Annotated in this window: 15 protein-coding genes; 6 read left to right on the top strand and 9 right to left on the bottom strand. The window is 64.0% G+C overall.

Annotated features, from left to right (window positions below):
- The first annotated feature begins 12 nt into the window (after window positions 1–12).
- On the top strand, window positions 13–3,006 hold the full coding sequence (locus tag ACCQ07_RS19745; protein ID WP_057681762.1) for a Tn3 family transposase: 2,994 nt from the start codon (window positions 13–15) through the stop codon (window positions 3,004–3,006).
- 142 nt (window positions 3,007–3,148) lie between these two features.
- On the top strand, window positions 3,149–4,150 hold the full coding sequence (dmeF, locus tag ACCQ07_RS19750) for a CDF family Co(II)/Ni(II) efflux transporter DmeF (RefSeq protein WP_008575143.1): 1,002 nt from the start codon (window positions 3,149–3,151) through the stop codon (window positions 4,148–4,150).
- An 85-nt stretch (window positions 4,151–4,235) separates the two neighbouring features.
- Here dmeF and ACCQ07_RS19755 read toward each other — a convergent pair whose 3' ends face one another.
- A complete protein-coding gene (locus tag ACCQ07_RS19755) occupies window positions 4,236–5,063 on the bottom strand; it encodes a ferredoxin--NADP reductase (RefSeq protein WP_031424729.1) in 828 nt (275 codons plus the stop codon).
- Between the two features lie 36 nt (window positions 5,064–5,099).
- Here ACCQ07_RS19755 and ACCQ07_RS19760 point away from each other — a divergent pair, with 36 nt between their 5' ends.
- The 4 genes from ACCQ07_RS19760 (at window position 5,100) to ACCQ07_RS19775 (ending at window position 8,661) form a co-directional block, all read left to right on the top strand.
- Window positions 5,100–6,095 (top strand): ABC transporter ATP-binding protein, encoded by a 996-nt coding sequence (locus ACCQ07_RS19760; protein ID WP_011348950.1) that lies wholly within the window; start codon window positions 5,100–5,102, stop codon window positions 6,093–6,095.
- A complete protein-coding gene (locus ACCQ07_RS19765) occupies window positions 6,092–6,904 on the top strand; it encodes an ABC transporter permease (RefSeq protein WP_029820666.1) in 813 nt (270 codons plus the stop codon). The genes ACCQ07_RS19760 and ACCQ07_RS19765 overlap by 4 nt, the downstream gene beginning before the upstream one ends.
- Entirely contained in the window at window positions 6,904–7,848 is a 945-nt protein-coding gene (gene panE / locus ACCQ07_RS19770; RefSeq protein WP_031424732.1) for a 2-dehydropantoate 2-reductase, read from the top strand. Before ACCQ07_RS19765 ends, panE begins: the two co-directional genes overlap by 1 nt.
- 297 nt (window positions 7,849–8,145) lie before the next feature.
- Complete coding sequence (locus ACCQ07_RS19775) at window positions 8,146–8,661, top strand: hypothetical protein (RefSeq protein ID WP_029820668.1); 516 nt, start codon at window positions 8,146–8,148, stop codon at window positions 8,659–8,661.
- A gap of 146 nt (window positions 8,662–8,807) precedes the next feature.
- Here ACCQ07_RS19775 and ACCQ07_RS19780 read toward each other — a convergent pair whose 3' ends face one another.
- From ACCQ07_RS19780 to ACCQ07_RS19815, 8 genes are all read right to left on the bottom strand, one after another.
- Window positions 8,808–9,209, bottom strand: a complete 402-nt coding sequence (locus tag ACCQ07_RS19780; protein WP_003487309.1) for an acyl-CoA thioesterase — start codon at window positions 9,207–9,209, stop codon at window positions 8,808–8,810.
- A gap of 37 nt (window positions 9,210–9,246) precedes the next feature.
- Window positions 9,247–9,699 carry a hypothetical protein gene (locus ACCQ07_RS19785; RefSeq protein ID WP_057681230.1) on the bottom strand — a complete coding sequence of 151 codons (453 nt, stop codon included), beginning with the start codon at window positions 9,697–9,699 and terminating at the stop codon, window positions 9,247–9,249.
- Between the two features lie 37 nt (window positions 9,700–9,736).
- Window positions 9,737–10,063: a thioredoxin family protein gene (locus tag ACCQ07_RS19790; RefSeq protein WP_008575126.1), complete on the bottom strand. Its 327-nt coding sequence runs from the start codon at window positions 10,061–10,063 to the stop codon at window positions 9,737–9,739.
- 4 nt (window positions 10,064–10,067) lie between these two features.
- Entirely contained in the window at window positions 10,068–10,520 is a 453-nt protein-coding gene (locus tag ACCQ07_RS19795) for a flavodoxin (RefSeq protein ID WP_008575123.1), read from the bottom strand.
- A 570-nt stretch (window positions 10,521–11,090) separates the two neighbouring features.
- Entirely contained in the window at window positions 11,091–12,134 is a 1,044-nt protein-coding gene (locus ACCQ07_RS19800) for a ribonucleotide-diphosphate reductase subunit beta (RefSeq protein ID WP_005914812.1), read from the bottom strand.
- Window positions 12,135–12,310: 176 nt separating this feature from the next.
- Complete coding sequence (locus ACCQ07_RS19805; protein ID WP_008575121.1) at window positions 12,311–14,809, bottom strand: ribonucleoside-diphosphate reductase subunit alpha; 2,499 nt, start codon at window positions 14,807–14,809, stop codon at window positions 12,311–12,313.
- Window positions 14,810–15,411: 602 nt separating this feature from the next.
- The gene (locus tag ACCQ07_RS19810; protein WP_008575120.1) at window positions 15,412–16,455 is read right to left on the bottom strand and encodes a DUF475 domain-containing protein; all 1,044 of its coding nucleotides are present in this window, start codon (window positions 16,453–16,455) and stop codon (window positions 15,412–15,414) included.
- 105 nt (window positions 16,456–16,560) lie between these two features.
- Window positions 16,561–19,269, bottom strand: coding sequence for a bifunctional acetate--CoA ligase family protein/GNAT family N-acetyltransferase (locus ACCQ07_RS19815; protein WP_078590409.1), 2,709 nt, complete (start codon window positions 19,267–19,269; stop codon window positions 16,561–16,563).
- Between the last annotated feature and the right edge of the window lie 111 nt (window positions 19,270–19,380).

The following is a 19,380-nucleotide window of genomic DNA, read 5'->3' on the forward strand; positions in this document are numbered from 1 at the left end:
CCTTCGGATCCAATGGCTACCCTTCACGAGACCGCCTACCCGCGACTGAAGCCTGATCCCACCGCCAAGGAACTGGAGGAGATCTACACTCCGACCGCCGCTGAGATTGCATTCGCCAAGCAGCTGACCACCCAGCCGGGACCGCAGCTGGCGGTACTGATTCATCTCAAGCTCTTCCAGCGCCTGGGTTACTTCACGGTGTTGGCCGAAGTGCCCGAGCGGATCCGGAAGCACATCGCCAAGGCCGCCCGACTCGGGCGCGTATTGGACACCGACCAGCTCGAACGCTACGACGCCTCCGGCAGCCAGCGCCGGCATATGCCGCAGCTTCGGAAGTTCATTGGGGTACGTCCCTTGGACAAATCAGGCTTGGCCTGGCTGGACACGGTGGCCACCGGAGCAGCCCAGACCAAGCACACCATCCCGGACATCGTGAACGTCCTGCTCGAAGAGCTGGTGCACCACCGCTACGAACTGCCAGGCTTCCGCACCCTGGAGCTGGCCGCCATTGGCGCGCGTGAGAGGGTCAATCTGGGGTACTACCGCAGCATCAGTCACGCGCTGACGCCCGCAACGCGCACGCTCATTGACGAATTGCTGCGCGCACCGGAAGGCTCCAGATTTACTGGCTGGCACTCACTCAAGCGCGAGCCTGGCCGGCCGACCAACAAGGAAGTTCGTTTTTATCTGCAGCACATCCGCATGCTGCAGCAGCTGGCCGACCAGCTGCCTCCCATCGATGTGCCGGTGCCCAAGCTCAAGCAATTCCGTGCAATGGCTCGGGCCTATGACGCCAGCGAGCTGGCCGAATTGGCTCCGGACAAGCGCTATGCGCTGGCCACCATCTTCATTCGCGCCCAGCATGCCAAGACGCTGGATGATGCAGCCGAGTTGTTCATCAAGCAGGTGCGCGGGCTGGAGAACACGGCCCAGCAGAAGCTGCTGGCCTACCAGCTCGAACATGCCAAGCGGGCCGACTTCCTCATCGGCCAGCTCAAGGAAATCCTGCAGGCCTATCAGCTCGACGGCAGCGATAGTCAGCGCGTGGATGCCATCGACAACAGCCTGGAAGCGGAAGTATCGACCTTGCTGGCCGAATGCGAAGAACATATGGCCTATGCAGGGAAAAACTACCTGCCTTTCATGCTGCAGCCCTACGGCGCGGTCAGGCCGCTGCTGTTCAATGGGCTGGAGCTGATGAATCTACGGGCAACCAGCCACGACGCCGGCATGGAGCCGTTGATCGCGGCCGTGCTGTCACTGCGCAACCAACGGCGTGAGTTGATCGAGGTTGCTTCCCTCGGCCTGGACCCGGAGAAGGATTTTGACTGGATGTCCAAGCTCTGGCGTCAGCACGTGTTTGGCAAGCGGGCCAGCGCGGCAGGCGCCGGCTGGATGCACCGTAAGTACTTCGAGCTGGCCGTGCTGGTGCAGGTCAAAGACGAGCTGAAGTCCGGAGATCTCTTCATTCCCAGCAGCGAACGGTTTGATGACTACCGCGAGCAGCTGGTCGATGAAGCCACCTTGGCCCAGGAGCTGGAAGCCTATGGTCAGGTGTCAGGCCTGCCCACCGACGCCGAGTCGTTCGTGGCAGGGTTACGCGCACAATTGACCTCCCTGGCCGACGAGGTCGACGCGCGTTTCCCGGAGAACGTGCATGCGGACATCCTGGAGGGGCGCCTGGTGCTGCGGAAGGGGCAACGCGCCGAAGTCTCCAGCGCGATTACCACCGTGGATCGCCTCATCGCCGAACGGCTCCCGGAATCCAGCATCGTCGATGTCCTGATCGACGCCAGCCGATGGCTGGATCTGCACCGATTCTTCCGTCCGATCGCCGGCACCGAGAGCCAGGTTGAAGATCTCCCTCGACGGGTGATCACCACGCTGTTTTGCTATGGCTGCAACCTGGGGCCGACGCAGACGGCGCGGTCGATCAAGGGCTTCAGCCGGCGCCAGGTTGCTTGGCTGAACCTGAAATACGTGACCGAGGATGTGCTTGAGAAGGCCATCGTGGAGGTCATCAATACCTACAACAAATTCGACCTGCCGGGCTATTGGGGCAGCGGGAAGAGCGCCTCCGCAGATGGCACCAAATGGAGCGTCTACGAGGACAACCTGTTGTCGGAGTACCACATCCGCTACGGCGGCTACGGCGGCATTGGCTACTACCACGTGTCCGACAAATACGTGGCACTGTTCAGCCACTTCATTCCCTGTGGCGTGCACGAGGGCATCTACATCCTCGACGGCCTGCTGGCCAACACTTCCGACATCCAGCCTGAGATCGTCCATGGCGACACGCAGGCCCAAAGCTACCCGGTCTTCGGTTTGGCCCACATGCTGGGCATCCAGCTGATGCCCAGGATACGAAACATCAAGGATCTGACATTCTTCCGGCCCGAACCTGGCAGAACCTATAAGAACATCCAGGCATTGTTCGGAGACAGCATCGACTGGCAACTGATCGCGACCCATCTCCACGACATGCTGCGGGTCGTGATCTCAATCCGTTTGGGGAAGATCACCGCGTCCTCGATCCTGCGCCGGCTGGGCACCTACAGCCGGAAGAACAAGCTGTACTTCGCCTTCCGGGAACTTGGCAAGGCCGTCCGAACGCTGTTCTTGCTGCGCTACATCGATGACAACGAGATTCGGAAAACGATCCATGCTGCGACCAACAAGAGCGAGGAGTACAACGGCTTCGTAAAATGGGTGTTCTTTGGCAGCCAGGGGATCATTGCTGAGAACGTCCAACACGAGCAGCGCAAGATCATCAAGTACAGCCAGCTGGTCGCCAACATGATCATCCTCCACAACGTAGAAGGCATGAGCCGGACCTTGGCTGAGATGCGGAAGGAGGGGATTGAACTGACGCCCGAGATCCTGGCCGGCCTGTCGCCTTATCGGACCAGCCACATCAATCGCTTCGGCGATTACCACTTGGATCTTGAAAGGGAAGTAGCGCCGCTGAGCTATACCGCCAAAGTCCTTGAGCACGCCCCATAGATGGGGAGATCCGCTACCGGGACAAGGTGATTATCATTGCGTTTCAATCGCTTAGGTGGCTTTTGGCCCTGTACGTAACGATTCCCTGCCGACCCTCTATTTAGGATACCCTCTGGGGGTACCTTAGCCAGAGCTACCGCCGATGTCGACCACGCACGCTGCGCCGCATTGCGCGCAGTCGCATACCTTTGCCAGCGCCAACCCGATCGCCGAGCGCAGCACCCGCAAGGCGGTGATCCTGACCGTGCTCATGATGGCGGTGGAGATCGTGGGCGGTTGGACGCTCAATTCCATGGCCCTGCTCGCCGACGGCTGGCATATGAGCTCGCACGCGTTGGCGCTGGGACTGGCGTTGTTCGCCTACCGCTTTGCGCGGCAGCATGCCGGCGATGTGCGCTTCACCTTCGGCACCTGGAAGGTGGAGGTGCTGGGCGGTTACACCAGCGCGGTCCTGTTGCTGGGGGTTGCCGCGCTGATGGCATTCCAGTCGGTGGAACGCTTGTTCACGCCCAAGCCCATCCAGTATCAGGAGGCCACCGTGATTGCGCTGATCGGCCTGCTGGTCAATCTGATCTGCGCATGGTGGTTGCGCGACTCGCATGGGCATGCGCACGGTCATCACCATGGTCACGTGCACGCGCATGACAGTCACGGACATGCGCACACGCACGAGGGTCATGGTCATGGCCAGGAGGCGCACAGCGATCTGAATCTGCGCGCGGCGTATCTGCACGTGGTGGCCGATGCCGCGACCTCGGTGCTCGCCATCGTGGCACTGGTGGCCGGCATGCACTGGGGCGTGACCTGGCTGGACCCGCTCATGGGCATCGTCGGCGCGGTGCTGGTCACCGCCTGGGCCTGGGGGCTGCTGCGCAGCACCGGCAGCGTGTTGCTGGATGCGGAGATGGACGCGCCGGTGGTGGCCGAAGTGAAACAGGTCATCGCCGAGCTTGGGCATGCGATCGACATCGCCGACCTGCATGTCTGGCGGGTCGGCAGCGAGCGTTATGCCTGCGTCGTCAGCCTGGTCACTGCAGCCGATATCGATGCGGAGCTGGTGCGCCGCGCACTGCAGATCCATGAAGAACTGGTGCATGTCACGGTGGAGCTGCAGCGCCCGGCGCTTCTAGACGCTGCCGGCTAAAACCGCAGCAACTTGGCGTCACACGCTACAGGCCACAGCACGCCTGCAGACACAGGCGGCATCGATGCGCCGCCTGCATGCCACCTCAGACCTTGGGCGGCGTGGAGCTGACGTACTTCTCGCGGCGAATCTGCGCACTCGGCAGGCCGGCGGCTTTGAGCGCGTCCAGGCAGGTGTCCACCATGTCCGGGTTGCCGCACAGGTAGGCGATGTCGTGCGCGGCATCGGGCGCGAACTCGGCCAGGTGCTGCTGCACGTAACCGTGCCGCACATCGGCATGCGGCTGGGCGGGCACTTCGCGCGAGAAGCACGGCACGTAGCGGAACTGCGGGTGCGCATCGGCAAACGCGCGGAAGTCGTCGCCGTACAGCAGCTCGGTCGGGGTGCGTGCGCCCTGCAGCAACACCACCTGCACACCGCGGGTGGCGATTGCCTCGGCCAGCAGCGGCAGCATCGAGCGGTACGGGGTGACGCCGGTGCCGGTGGCGATCAGCACGTAACGCTGGTTGTGATCGCCCGGCTGCAGGCAAAAGCGCCCGTAGGGACCGCTTGCCTGCAACTGGTCACCAATCTCCAGGCCTTCGAACAAGGCCGTGGCCGAGCCGCCGGGCACGAAGCTCACCGCAATCTCCACTGCCTCGCCCGGCCCCAGCGCATGATCGTGGATGGTCGCCAGCGAATAGCTGCGCTTGGTCGGCGTGCCATCGGCATAGTCGAAATGGATCTGGATGAACTGGCCGGGCTGGAAATCCAGCGGCTGGCCGTCGTCACGGACGAACTGGCAGTGGGCCACGGTGGGCGCAATCATGCGCCGGTCGACAAGCTTGAGGGGGAATTGAACGGGCACGAACGTATTTGGGACAGTCTGTGATCGGGGCAAGCCCCAACGGGCTTCTATAATAACGGGCTGCAACTCGCTGCGCCGTCACCCTGGCGCGAAGGACCCGGCTTGAATTCCCCATCTCCCCGTGCGCCCGCCCTGCGCGTGTGCGATCTGCGCAAGACCTACGACAACGGCACCCAGGCGCTCAAGGGCGTCTCGCTGGACGTGGCGCCAGGCGATTTCTTCGCCCTGCTCGGCCCCAACGGGGCGGGCAAGTCCACCTTGATCGGCATCATCAGCTCGCTGGTGAACCTGTCCGGCGGCCAGGTGGAAGTGTTCGGCACCGACCTGGTCGCCCACCGCAGCGATGCGATGCGCCTGATCGGCCTGGTGCCGCAGGAAATCAACTTCAACCTGTTCGAAAAGCCGTTCGACATCCTGGTCAATTACGCCGGCTTTTACGGCATGCCGCGCAGCCAGGCGCAAGCACTGGCCGAAGTGGAACTACGCCGCGCCCACCTGTGGGAGAAGGCCCAGGTGATGAGCCGCACGCTCTCCGGCGGCATGAAGCGCCGGCTGATGATTGCCCGCGCCATGATGACCCAGCCGCGCCTGCTGATCCTGGATGAACCCACCGCCGGTGTGGATATCGAAATCCGCCGCGACATGTGGCGCGTGCTCAAGGACATCAACGCCGCCGGCACCACGATCATCCTGACCACGCATTACCTGGAAGAAGCCGAGCACCTGTGCCGCAACCTGGCCATCATCAATCATGGCCAGATCGTCACCCAGGGGCCGATGCGCGAACTGCTGGCCAAGCTCGACGTGGAAGGCTTCCTGTTCGATATCGACGGTGAGCTGCCCACGCAGTTGCCGGTGATCGAAGGCACCACGCTCACCGCCATCGACGGCCACACGCTGGATCTGGACATGCCGCGCGCGATGGACCTCAACCGCGTGTTCGCCGCGCTGGGCGATGCCGGTATCCGGGTGCGCTCGATGCGTACCAAGAGCAACCGGCTGGAAGAATTGTTCGTTCGTCTGACCGGGCCTGGCGAGACCGTCGCCGCCCCGGCTCCTGCCGCAACGGCGCCCGTGCGCCCGGCAGGCCACCCATGAGTCCTTCGGAGCCGTCGATGTCCGCCACGCCCGCCACACCCCGCCAACGCAACTGGATTGCGCTGGGCACCATCGTGCGCCGCGAAGTGCAGCGCATCCTGCGCATCTGGGGCCAGACCCTGGTGCCGCCGGCCATCACCATGACGCTGTACTTTTTGATCTTCGGCGGGCTGATCGGCTCGCGCGTGGGCGAGATGGGCGGCTACAGCTACATGCAATTCATCGTGCCGGGCCTGGTGATGATGAGCGTGATCCAGAACAGCTACGGCAACATCTCTTCGAGCTTCTTCGGCGCCAAGTTCGGCCGCCACGTCGAAGAACTGCTGGTGAGCCCGATGCCCAATTGGGTGATCCTGTGGGGCTACGTGTCCGGCGCGGTGCTGCGCGGGGTGATGGTCGGGGCGATCGTGCTGATCATCGCGATGTTCTTCACCCCGGTGCGGATCCCGCATCCATTGGTCACGCTGACCACGGTGCTGCTGGGCGCGACCATCTTCTCGCTGGCCGGCTTCGTCAACGCGGTCTACGCCAAGAAGTTCGACGACGTGGCGATCGTGCCCACCTTCATCCTGACCCCGCTGACCTACCTGGGTGGCGTGTTCTACTCGGTGAAACTGCTGCCCGGCTGGGCCGAAGCGGCCACCCACGCCAACCCGATCTTCTACATGGTCAACGCGTTCCGCTACGGCCTGCTCGGTAGCTCGGACGTGCCGATCTGGGTCGCCTACGCATTGATGCTGGGCTTTGTCGCCGTGCTCAGCGCGTTGGCGCTGTGGTTGCTGCGGCGGGGTGTGGGGCTGCGGAGCTGATGGCCATGCGCATCCTGATCCTGGGCGCCGGCGGCACCGGCGGGTATTTCGGCGGACGTCTGGCGCAGGCCGGCGTGGATGCCACCTTCCTGGTGCGCGAAGCGCGTGCGGCGCAGCTGCAGGCCGACGGCTTGCGCATCCGCAGCCCGCTGGGCGATGCCGATCTGCAGGTGGCGCATGTCACCGCGCAGGACTTGCCGGCATTGGTGGCGCAGCGGCCGTTCGATCTGGTGATCTTGAGCTGCAAGGCCTACGACCTGGACAGCGCGATCGAGGCGATTGCGCCGGCGGTGGGCGAGCACACCACGGTGTTGCCCATCCTCAACGGGCTGCGCCATTACGCGGCCCTGGACGAGCGCTTCGGTGCAGCGCGTGTGTTGGGCGGGCTGTGCTTCATCAGCGCGACCAAGGGCGAGCACGGCGAGATTGTGCACCTGGGCAAGCCGGCGGCGATCACCTTCGGCGAGCGTAGCGGTGACGCACATTCGGCGCGGGTGCAGGCATTTGCCGCCGCCTGCGCGCAGGCCAGCATCGACCACGTGGCCAGCACCCAGATCGCGCAGGAGCAGTGGAACAAGTACAGCTTCCTCACCGCACTGGCCGCGGCCACGTGCCTGATGCGTGCGCCGGTCGGCGCGATCGTGGCCACCGACGACGGCCGCGCGTTGATCAACGGCCTGTACAACGAATGCCTGTGGGCTGCCGATGCGGCCGGGCAATCGATTCCCGAGCCGGCACGCGCCAAAGCGTTGCAAACGCTGCTGCAGGTGGATTCGCCGCTCAAGGCCTCGATGCTGCGCGACCTGGAAGCCGGCCAGGACGTGGAAGCGGCGCAGATCGTCGGCGACATGCTGGCGCGCGTGCGCGAAACCGGGCGCAACGCGCCGCTGCTGATGGCGGCCAATGTGCACCTGCAGGCGTATCAGGTGTTGCGGCATAGTTGATCATGGCGGGCAACTGGGGCCGCCTGCGCGTGTGAGCCGTCTGCGCCATCCGCCCTTCGGGCACCTTCCCCGCAGGCGGGGGAAGAGCGCCGGACAAAGGATGCGGGTCGCTACACGGCAATGGGCCAAAGGCCTGCATATCCATTCCACCGCGTTGCTCTGGGACGTCACTTCTCCCGCTCGCGGGAGAAGGTGGCGCAACGCGCCGGATGAGGGTGCGCCGGGTTGGCGCAGCCTTCGCGCTGCAACGACGCAGTGCACACGATGCTCTGCTTCCCATCGCCCACTTCGCCCCTGATGAAAGCGCTCAGCCACCTGTTTCGTGCCGGTCATTTCGTGATCCTGGCGTTCTTCGTGCTGTGCGCGGCGGGCCTGGTGACGATGGCCGGGCTGGAGCTGTGGCACGGCTTCACACCCGGCGGCGACATGGTGGTGCGCGACCGTTTCAACGTCGTGCTCGAAGCCATCGGCCTGCTGACGGTGGCGCTGGTCACGCTCGAACTGGGCCAGACCATCTTCGAAGAAGAGATCCTGCGCGACGTCAAGGTCAGTGGCCCGACGCGCGTGCGGCGGTATCTGTCGCGCTTTTTCGTGGTCATCGTGATCGCGCTGGCAATCGAAACGCTGGTGTCGATCTTCGAACTGATGCATGCCGACCCGGCCAAGCTGCCTTACGCGGCTGCCGTTGGCTCCTGCGCGGCACTGCTGCTGATCGCCTGGGGTGTGTTCGTCAAACTCAATCGCAGCGCCGAAGAGCTGGAACCGGAGGCGATGGAAGAAACCAAGCGCGAAGACCGCGAAGTGCAGGAGTAAGCGCGCTCACGGCGGCGAACACCACGTCGCGAGCGGTCGTCAGGCGGGTGTGGATGAAGCGCAGCAACCGCAGTGCACGTGATACTTACCGCACCGAGCACTGGCTGCGCTCACATGGCGCAGCGCAGTCGTCTTATTCGCTGCTCTTAGTCGGCTGCCGGCAGCGGCGGCACCGCAGTCGGCTTGCCATCGGCATCAAGCGCGATCATCACGAACTGCCCGCGCGTGCACAGCTCGCGCGCGCCGCTGAGCAGGTCTTCGGCGATCAGTTCCACTTCCACCGTGATCGAGCTACGCCCCACCAACACCACGCGGGCGATGGTTTCCACCATCTGGCCCTGGCGGATCGGCAGCTTGAAATCCACCTGATCCGAACGCGCCGTCACCACGGTGCGGCGCGCATAGCGCGAGGCGGCCAGGAACGCGGCCTTGTCCATCCACGCCAGCGCCTGCCCACCGAACAGCGTGCCCAGATGGTTGGTGTGATTGGGAAACACGATCTCGGCCATGCGGGCTTCGGTCGGTGCAACGGGCGTGGAACTGGTCATGAAGAAGTGCCGTAAGAAGGAAGGAAAGCCAGCCCGATCATCTGCGCAGCGTCGGCAGGAAGCTCAGGTCCAGGTGGTAGCGCAATGGCCGCTGCGGATCGACGAACACCCGCAGCAGTTGTCCATCGGCCATAAACGGCTGCGGATCGACCCACAGATTATCGCTGCGATACTCGGTCAAGGTGTCGTGCGTGCGGTCGTGGCGATGGGCCAGGATACGGAACGGGTGCACGCCGTTAACCTGCAAAGACGCATTGCGTTCAACGCACACAAAACGCGCCTCCACCACCGTGCCATGCCGGCGCAACCACGCAGCACGGCGCGCATGCCAGACGCGATAGCCGAGGATGCCACCACCCACGCCGCCGAACGTCACGCCCAGCAGCAACAAGATCCAGCGCGCCTGATCCGGCAGCAGCGCCGCACCGGTCAACAAGCCCAACCCCGCCAGCAGGAAGCTCCAGGCGACGATGGTAATCGTGGTGTTCATCGCAGGGCGCCTCGCATCGACCGGGCGCCCGTCGCCATCACAGGCCGCTGCGGACCGCCGCTTCCACCTGCGCCGGCGACTGAAAGCCGGGCAGACGCGCCACTTCACTGCCGTCGCGGTAGAGCGCCAGGGTCGGCGTCTGGCGCAGGCCCAGCTCGCGGAAAAAATCATGCCCTAATACTTCAAGCTTGACCTTTAACAACGCTAAGCCGCCTGCGGCATCGCTCTTCGCGAACCTCTCCAGAGACATATCGAGCATCCGACATCCAGGACAGTCGTCCTTATAAAAATCCACGAGCGCGCGCGGGTGCTCGGCCAGCGCGGCAATGTAGTGTTCAGGCGAGGTGACTGTAATGGTCTGCATCGTGTCAATTGTGTTGGCATTGGGCCAGGACTTGATCGGTCCAGGTAGAGATGATCTGCGCATCCGTTGCACCGTGGGGCATCTGCTCGATGGTCAAGCGCGCAAAGGGACTGGAGAAGAACTGTGCGATGCGGTGTACGGCACCGCAATAGTACTCCTCACCCCACTGTGTTTCGCCGGTGCCGAACACGGCTACGCGTGGTGGCTTCCCGATCATCTCCACCAAATCGACGATGAAACGTTTCATTTCGGCAGGCGTACGCCCTCCGTTGGCCGTCCAAGTGCCAAGCATGAACAAGTCATACTGATCTAGCGTCAGCGATGCGTTCGCCAGAGTCTGCATATCGGTTTCAATCCAATCCAATGACAAGCCATGCTCTACACAGCGAGCACGAATCATCCGCGCAACATCGCGCGTGTTGCCGCTAAGCGATGCAACCGCAAGAAGGATTTTCATGTGACGTATTCATGAGATTGCAGCTCGCGTCTTGAACGTCGCAGAGCCCTGATTGATATCTATAAGTAGCATCTTAGTTCCATGCCAACATTTCACTCAGTTAGGGCGCCGGCACACCGGCGCCCTTCCCATTTCCCCAGAGATCACGCCTGCAAATTAATGGCTAGGCAGTGAACGAAAGTGTTGACACACATTCTCCAGGCGTCCATTTCGGAACCTGGTGTACGAATGCACGAACACACTCTTGAAGAGAGTTTTCATGTTGACCTCTTGATCAAAAGAGGCGCAATGAACCGGTGGAAATGGATCTGGCTATCCTACGGAATGCGACCGGCGGCACTAGGCCTAGCGGCCAACTCTCTGTAGGATGCTCGTTGTCAGCGAGTGCAATTGTTGACGAAGCTCCAAATCTGGTGTAGTGCGGATCGCCTCTAGCATCCGTCTATCCCGGGCATCGAGTGGCTACTGTGCGTTAGCGCGCACACAGCCACTCGTTTGATCTGAATCAACTAAGTTGTAAAAGATCAATCTAGAACCCGCCCACAGTGGCGGGTTCTTTTTTGCAGCGCTTTACAAGTCGTCGAAGCCGTTATCCGAATTGGTCTTCTTGTACGAGGCATTGCGCATCTCGAAGAAGTCGGTCTTGGTTTCGGTGAAGTTGTCGGCGTAGGCCTTGATCCACGGCATCACGTTGTCGTTAGCGCCTTCGTACAGCTTCTCGATGCCGAGCATGCCGGCCATCTTGTTGGCGCGGTACTTCACGTAGCGGATCATCTCGTCCACGTCGATGCCGTCGATGCCGTCCAGCACTTCGGCGGTCCACTGGGTTTCCAGGTCGATCGCGTGCTCGAAGGCCTTGTGCACGTAGTCGGTAAGCTCGTCGCCCTGCAGCGCCTGGTTCTCGCCGATGATGGCGCGGATCAGCTCGCTGATGAACTTCGAATGCGCCAGTTCGTCGCGGTTGATGAAGCTGATGATCTTGCCGGTGCCGGTCATGCGGTTCTGGCGGACCAGATTGTAGAAATACGCAAAGCCGGAATAGAAGTTGATGCCTTCCAGGATCGAGGACTGGATCAGCGAACGGATCAGCGTTTCGGCCGTCTTCTCGCGCATGAAGTCTTCGTAGGCGCCCATGATCGGCGCGTTGCGCTTGATGATGGTCGGGTGCGTGCGCGCGATTTCGAACACGCGGTTCTGGTCGGCCAGGCCGGTGATCGAGGCCAGCACGTAGCTGTAGCTCTCGTTATGGATCACTTCCTGCTGGCCGATGATCGCGGCATTGGCATGCGCGGCCGGGTCGGTGATGTATTCGGCGACGTTGTAGATGAAGCGCGTCTGCGGCGAATCCAGCGTGGCCAGCAAGCCGATGATCGAGTCGTAGGCGTTCTTTTCGCGCGCCGACAGCTCGTTGTACTGGCGCGCATCGCCCTTCATGTCCACCTCGTCGGGGATCCAGAAGTTGGTCGACAGCTCCTTGTAGGCCCGATAGAAGGACGGGTACGGAATATCGTTCCAGTTGAGGATGCCCGAGGTCTGGCCGTTGATGATGCCGGTCGAACGGTTCGGGTTGCGCGGCTCAAGGATCTTGATGCGGTCGAGCGGTGTTGCGGACATGGGTTTCTACTCGTGTTTCAGGCGCCGCGCGTACAAACAAAAACGGCGGCGCAACAAATCAATCTGGAGGAAAGCCCCCTGAGTCAGGGGGCGCGCCAAAGGCGCGGGGTGTGGGAGCTGGTGAAGCAGGGTCCACGGTTCGCAACGCGAACCGTGGAAGCGAAGCGCGAATGCGCTTAGCTACTGCACCACTCGCACTCACTGATGTCGATATCGTTGGAGCGCACGTAGTACGTGGTCTTCAACCCTTCGCGCCAGGCGGTCATGTGCAGGTCCAGCAGCGTGCTCGCACGGATGGTGCTGGGCACGTAGAAGTTGAAGCTGATCGATTGGTCCACATGCCGCTGGCGGCGCGCGTTCTGGCGCACGCTGGCGAACTGGTCGACCTTGTAGGCACCCTTTTCGTAGTACGGCCAGGTCTCCAGCGACAGGCCGGGCGCGGCCACCGGGCGACGGAAGTCCTTCTTTTCTTCGTAGTAGAACGCGCTGTAGATCGGGTCGATCGAGGCGGTGGAACCGGCGATCTGCGCGGTGCTCATGTTCGGCGCCACCGCCAGCATCCAGGCATTGCGCACGCCATTGACCGCCACCTGCGCCGACAGCTCCAGCCACTGCGGACTGTTGTAGTCGCGTGCACGGAAGTACTCGCCGTTGTGCCAGTCGCTGCCGCGGAACACGCTGTAGGTGCCCTTTTCCTTGGCCAGCTCCATGCTCGCCTGGATGGTCAGGTAGTTGATGCGCTCGTACAGCTCGTCGCTGTAGTCCTCGGCTTCCTTGGCATTCCAGTGGATGGACTTCTGCGCCAGCAGATGATGCCAACCGAAGGTGCCAAGACCGATCGCGCGGTACTTCTGGTTGGTGATGGTGGCCTGCGGCACCGGCAACTGGTTCAGATCGATCACGTTGTCGAGCATGCGCACCTGGATCGGGATCAGCCGCTCCAGCACGTCGGCGCCCAGCAGATCGGCCTGGTCGGCCTGCACGGTGATCGCGCGGCCCAGGTTGATCGAGGACAGGTTGCACACGACGAAATCGCCCGCCTTCTTGGTGGTGACGATCTGATTGCCGCTGATGATCTCCTGCATCATCCGCGTCGGGCTCATGTTCTGCAGGATCTCGGTGCACAGGTTGGACGAATAGACCATGCCCTCGTGCTTGTTCGGGTTCTTGCGATTGACTTCATCGCGATAGAACATGAACGGGTTGCCGGTTTCCAGCTGGCTGACCATGATGCGCTTGAAGATCTCGATCGCCTTGACGGTCTTGCGCGTGATGCGCTCGTCGGCGACGACTTCTTCGTACTTGCGACGGAAGCTGCCGTTGGCGTCGCCCTTCTTCTCGTCATAGAAGTCCTGCAGGTACCAACCCTTGATCCGCTTCACTTCGTGCGGGTCGAACAGGTACCAGTCGCCGCGGCGCTCGACCGCTTCCATGAACAGGTCGGGGATGCACACCGAGGTGAACACGTCGTGCGCGCGCAGGCGCTGGTCGCCGTTGTTCAGGCGCAGGTCCAGGAACGCTTCGATGTCGCGGTGGAAGATGTCCAGGTAGACCGCGATGGCGCCCTTGCGCTGGCCCAGCTGGTCCACCGACACGGCGGTGTTGTTGAGCTGCTTGATCCACGGCACCACGCCGCCGGACGAGTTGGACACGCCGCGGATCGCCGAACCTGACGAACGCACATAGCCCAGGTAGGCGCCCACGCCGCCGCCGTGCTTGGACACGCGCGCCACGTCGGTATTGGAGTCGTAGATGCCCTGCAGGCTGTCGTCGACGGTGTCGATGAAGCAGCTCGACAGCTGGCCGCCGACCTTGCCGGCATTGGCCAGGGTCGGGGTTGCCACCGTCATGTACAGGTTGGACAGCGCCCAGTAGGCCTCGCCCACCAGCTGCATGCGGCGCTCGCGGCTGCCCTTGCCGGTGCCGATCTCGTCCTGCATCAGGTACAGCGCGATCGTCAGCCAACGCTCCTGCGGCAGTTCGAACACACCGCGCGAGCTATCGGTGGCCAGGTAACGCGTGGCCAGCAGGTACAGGCCGTTGTAGGCGAACAGCTTGTCGCGCTCGGGCTCGATCATCTTGCCGGCTTCGATCAGCTCGTCCTTGGAATAGCGGCGCAGGATGTCGTTGGAATAGACATTGCGGTCGGCCAGGCTCTCCTGCAGGCCGACGAACGAGCCGTACTTCTGGCTGGCGTCGTAGAAACGGTTGCGGCTGGCGCGCTTGTACAGGCGGCGCAGATACAGACGCGCAGCGAAATGCTCCCACTCCGGGGTGGTCAGGTCGACGCGGGCTTCGGCCTCGCGGATCAGGTGGTCGACCAGGTCGTCGGCGTTGACGCTGTCCTTGCGCTCGACAAACCCGAACACCGAGCGCTTGTAATCGGCCACGTCCAGCTGCGGGAACTCGGCATGGATCTGGTCGATGGCGCGATTCAGGCGCTCCGGCTCGAACGGAATCTTGCGATTGCCCGCTTCTTTCGTGATCCAGGTGGAGACGTTTTGTTCTTCGATGGTCTGTGCGTGCATTGCAATGGCTTGGCGGGGAGGCGGCACGATGTCCGACGGGTCGGTCAATTCCGGCGCGCCGCAGGCGGGCGCGGCAACGCTGGCGGGAACGCTGGTGGGTGTTGCGGTACCGGCGGCGATCGCGGAAAGGGTGTCGTTGGTGGTCATGCGTCCTCCATGCGTAGGCACACGAACCTGCCGGAGCAGGCAACGACCGAGCGGCGTCCAGGGTGCACTGGCGACACAGGACGCACAGCGCGCAGGCCATGGCCTGCGGCGGCATCACCCACCAATTTCCCTCAACTCCCACGGCCGCCATCACGCGGTGTGCTGTCGCATGATGGTGTTCGGTGGCAACGCGCTGCCGTCATCGGGCCGGAAGCGACCGCGGCAATGCCGGGGCGCGTACAGGTCGCTGAGATGGGAGCCGCAGGCAATGTCGCACTTGCGCATCGCCTTCGTCTGATCGGTGCCACTTGGGGGCGGTCACCACCGAACCCCAAGATAGTGGGGTACCCCCAGGGGGTCAACACCAAATGTGCCCAAATTGCGCCGAGCCTTGCGGCACAACGGGCTGCGCTGACGAGCGGTCGCCTCGCGCGGCGGGAGGACGAATCCGACTGCGCAGGTCAAGTCGGGAGGGTCCTGATTCGCTCGCCGCACTCACCCGCCGTCGACACCAGGCGTGCTATCGGTCGCGTTTTTTTACCCGCCGGGCGACCCACGCGCCACCAGCCGTTCAGCGACCGCGCAAGCTCGCCGGTGATCGCTCAGATCTCGGTCGGCCCGAGATGGTGGCGCTTGCGGTAGCGGATCGACGACCACACCGAGGCGGCGATGAAGGCCACGCCGATCAGGCCGGTCAGCACTTCCGGCACGTGGTAGACGGTGCCCACCAGCATGATGATCGCCAGCACGCCGATGGCGTAATGGGCGCCGTGCTCCAGGAACACGAATTCGTCCAGGGTGCCCTTGTGCACCAGGTAGACGGTCATCGAGCGCACGAACATCGCGCCGATCGCCAGGCCCAGCATGATGATCACCACGTCGCGGGTGATGGCGAAGGCGCCGATCACACCGTCGAACGAGAACGAGGCATCCAGCACTTCCAGATACAGGAACGCGGCGATGCCCGAACGCTTGGCCGGGCCCATGCTGCCGTCTTCGCTCTCTTCGGCCTCGAACAACGCATCCACGCTGCCGACCAGCAGATACAGCAGGATGCCGCCCAGGCCTGCGAACAGCACGCTCTGGAAGATGGCCTCCGGCAGGAACAGCTTGGTGCCCAGCAGCACCGACACCGCCACGATCACCGACATCGCATCGGCCTTGCCCAGCTTGCCGACCAGCCGCTCCACCGGGCCCAGCCAGTGCAGCTTGCGTTCCTGGTCGAACAGGAAATTCAGGAACACCAGCAGCAGGAACATGCCACCGAAGGCGGCGATGGAAGGGTAGTTATCGGTCAGCACCTGGCTGTAGCGGTCCGGCTCCTTCAGCGCCATCTGCATCACCGGCACCAGGCCCATGCCGGTGGCCACCGACACGATCACGATCGGGAACACCAGGCGCATGCCGAACACGGCGATCAGGATGCCCACGGTCAGAAACAATTTCTGCCAGAACGCGTTCATGTGCTTGAGCACGCCGGCGTTGACCACCGCGTTGTCGAACGACAACGACACTTCCAGCACGCTCAGCACCAGGCACAGCCACAGCGCCTGCCAGATCCCCATCGATGAGGTATGGCCCCACCACGCAGCCAGGCCCAGGCAGATGGCGGTGACCACGAACGACATTCTGAAATCGCGAAACATTGACACTCCCAGGCGGGCCGAGACGACAGCCGGAGCAATGGGCCAGATCGAGGCCTGGCAGCCCGGCGTGCAGTGGAGGATGGGGGACCGCGGCGTGACGCAACGTCAGGCCGGGCGCGGCTCGCCCATTATAGGGAGTGTCACCGCCATCAGGGTCGCATCGTCCGGATCCGGGCGCACGCCAAAGCCCAGGCTCTGGCACATCGCCAGCATGGTGCGGTTCTCGCGCAGCACCTGGCCTTCGATCTGTTTGAGGCCCAGCCAGCGCGCGTACTCGATCATGATGCGCATCAGCTGCCAGCCGATGCCATGGCCCTTGAGGTCCGAGCGGATCAGGATGCCGTACTCGCCGCGCTGGTAATCGGCATCGGCGTGCAGGCGCACCGCGCCGAGCATGTCGCCGGTCTTGGGGTCGATGGCCACCAGCGCGATGGAGCGGGCGTAATCGAGCTGGGTCAGCCGAGCAATGAATTCATGGCTGAAATGCTTGACCGACTGGAAGAAGCGCAGGCGCAGGTCTTCGTCGGTGACGCGGGCGAAGAAGGCGCGGAACAGCGCGTCGTCTTCCGGGCGCACCGGGCGCACCAGCGCATGGGTGCCATCGCCCAGGCCGATCTGGCGCTCCCATTCCTTGGGGTACGGGAAGATCGCAAAGCGCGGATGGCCGCGGCCCTTGTGCAGCTTGCGCGCCGGCGCCACCGCCACGCGGGCGTCCAGCGCAATCACCCCATCGCGGTCGGCCAGCAGCGGGTTGATGTCCAGCTCGGTGATTTCGGGGATGTCGGCGGCCAGCTGCGCCAGCTTGACCAGCACCAGCGCCACCGCACGCTCGTCGGCGGCCGGCACGTCGCGGTAGGCCTTGAGGATGCGCGAGACGCGGGTGCGGCCGATCAGTTCGTGGGCCAGGCGCAGATCCAGCGGCGGCAGGGCCAGCTCGCGGTCGTTGATGACTTCCACTGCGGTGCCGCCGCGCCCGAACACGATCGCCGGGCCGAACACCGGGTCGTCGGCGATGCCGGCGATCAGTTCGCGCGCCTTGGGCCGCAGCACCGTGGGCTGCACGATCACCCCTTCGATCACTGCATGGGGATGCGCGGCGCGCGCACGCGCCAGGATGCCGGTGGCCGCTTCGCGCACCGCCGCCACGCTGGACAGGTTCAGGCGCACGCCATCCACGTCGGACTTATGCGCGATCTCGCTGGACAACACTTTCAATGTCACGGTGCGGCCGACGGCCAGCAACGGGTCGGCCAGCAATGCGGCCTCGTTGGCGCTGGCGGCCACCTGCAGCGGTACGACCGGGATGCCGTAGGCGGCCAGCAGGCGGTTGGTGGCGACCGGGTCCAGCCAGCGCCGGCCGGCCGCCAGCGCCTCTTCCACCAGCGTGCGCGCGATGCCGGCATCCACGACGAAGTCTTCCGGCAGGCTGGGCGGGGTTTCCATCAGCGCCGCCTGCGCCTCGCGGTAGCGCACCAGGTGGGTGAAGCCACGCACCGCATCCGATTCGGTGGCATAGGTGGGCACGCGTGCGGCGTTGAGCGCGGCGATCGCCGCATCGTCCTGGCCCAGCCACACCGCAAACACCGGTTTGTCGCGCTGGTAGCGGTTGCGCTGGTCCAGCGCGCGGGTCAACGCCTTGGCCGCATCGGCCGAGGAGGTGAACGCGGTGGGCACATTGACCACCAGCAGCGCGTCGTTTTCCGGATCGTCCAGCAGCGCTTCGATCGCTGCGGCATAGCGCGCGCCGTCGGCGTCGACAATGATGTCGACCGGGTTGCTGCGCGACCAGCCTTCCGGCAGCGATTGATCGAGTTTTTCCAGCGTCTTGGGCGACAACTCGGCCAGGGTGCCGCCACGCAACACCAGCTGGTCCACCGCCAGCTGCCCCACCCCGCCGCCGTTGCTCAAAATGGCCAGGCGCCGGCCCGGGAAACTGCCGAGCCGGCCCAGCGTTTCGGCGGCGGCGAACAGCTCGTCCAGCGCGCCCACCCGCAACAGCCCGGCGCGTGCGAACGCCGCGCCGTACACCGCGTCCGAACCGGCCAGCGCCTGCGCGTGGGTGTCGGCATTGGGATTGATGCGGTACTGGCGGCCGGATTTGACCACCACGACGGGCTTGGCGCGCGCGGCGGCACGTGCGGCCGACATGAACTTGCGCGCATCGCCGATGCGTTCGACGTACAGCAGGATCGCGCGAGTGCGGTAGTCGGTGGCGAAGTAGTCGAGCAGATCGCCGAAATCCACGTCCAGCGTATCGCCCAGCGACACCACCGCCGAAAACCCGACCGAGCGCGCCACACCCCACTCCACCAGCGCGGCGGCAATGGCGCTGGATTCGGAAATCAACGCCAGGTCGCCGGCCTGCGGGCAATGCGCGGCGATGCTGGCATTGAGCCGCGCATGCGGGGCGATCACGCCCAGGCAGTGTGGGCCGAGGATGCGCATGCCCTTGGCGCGCGCGGCCGACTCCATGCGCGCGGCCGGCGAGCCGGGGCCGCTGCCCAGGCCGGCGGTGAGGATGATGGCGGCCGCCACACCACGCCGCGCGGCGATGGAGACGATGCGCGGCACGATGCGCGCCGGCGCTGTAATCACCACCAGGTCCGGTACCCACGGCAGATCGGTCAACCGCGCCACCGTGCGCACGCCATCGATCTCGCTATAGCGCGGGCTCACCCAACCGATCCGGCCGGGAAACCCGGCCGCGCGCAGGTTGCGCACCACCGCCCGCCCGGCCGAGCGCTCGCGCGGGCTGCCGCCCACCACCGCGACGGTGCTGGGACGAAAGACCTGCTGCAGGTGGTACGTACTCATCGGACGGGGGACGCGAATGCCATCGCGCTACGGTACACGCACTGGCGTTTCAGGGCATGGGGTGACGGATGCATGCGCACGTGCATGCATCCGTGATTACCCGAGCGCGAG

The organism is Xanthomonas sp. NCPPB 3583 (assembly GCF_041475715.2).
GTDB lineage: Bacteria > Pseudomonadota > Gammaproteobacteria > Xanthomonadales > Xanthomonadaceae > Xanthomonas > Xanthomonas euvesicatoria.

Coding starts and splice junctions, on each gene's coding strand:
- ACCQ07_RS19745 (WP_057681762.1), top strand. CDS start 13: ATGGCTACCCTTCACGAGACCGCCTACCCGCGACTGAAGCCTGATCCC.
- dmeF (WP_008575143.1), top strand. CDS start 3,149: ATGTCGACCACGCACGCTGCGCCGCATTGCGCGCAGTCGCATACCTTT.
- ACCQ07_RS19765 (WP_029820666.1), top strand. CDS start 6,092: ATGAGTCCTTCGGAGCCGTCGATGTCCGCCACGCCCGCCACACCCCGC.
- panE (WP_031424732.1), top strand. CDS start 6,904: ATGGCCATGCGCATCCTGATCCTGGGCGCCGGCGGCACCGGCGGGTAT.
- ACCQ07_RS19775 (WP_029820668.1), top strand. CDS start 8,146: ATGAAAGCGCTCAGCCACCTGTTTCGTGCCGGTCATTTCGTGATCCTG.
- ACCQ07_RS19780 (WP_003487309.1), bottom strand. CDS start 9,209: ATGACCAGTTCCACGCCCGTTGCACCGACCGAAGCCCGCATGGCCGAG.
- ACCQ07_RS19785 (WP_057681230.1), bottom strand. CDS start 9,699: ATGAACACCACGATTACCATCGTCGCCTGGAGCTTCCTGCTGGCGGGG.
- ACCQ07_RS19790 (WP_008575126.1), bottom strand. CDS start 10,063: ATGCAGACCATTACAGTCACCTCGCCTGAACACTACATTGCCGCGCTG.
- ACCQ07_RS19795 (WP_008575123.1), bottom strand. CDS start 10,520: ATGAAAATCCTTCTTGCGGTTGCATCGCTTAGCGGCAACACGCGCGAT.
- ACCQ07_RS19800 (WP_005914812.1), bottom strand. CDS start 12,134: ATGTCCGCAACACCGCTCGACCGCATCAAGATCCTTGAGCCGCGCAAC.
- ACCQ07_RS19805 (WP_008575121.1), bottom strand. CDS start 14,809: ATGACCACCAACGACACCCTTTCCGCGATCGCCGCCGGTACCGCAACA.
- ACCQ07_RS19810 (WP_008575120.1), bottom strand. CDS start 16,455: ATGTTTCGCGATTTCAGAATGTCGTTCGTGGTCACCGCCATCTGCCTG.
- ACCQ07_RS19815 (WP_078590409.1), bottom strand. CDS start 19,269: ATGAGTACGTACCACCTGCAGCAGGTCTTTCGTCCCAGCACCGTCGCG.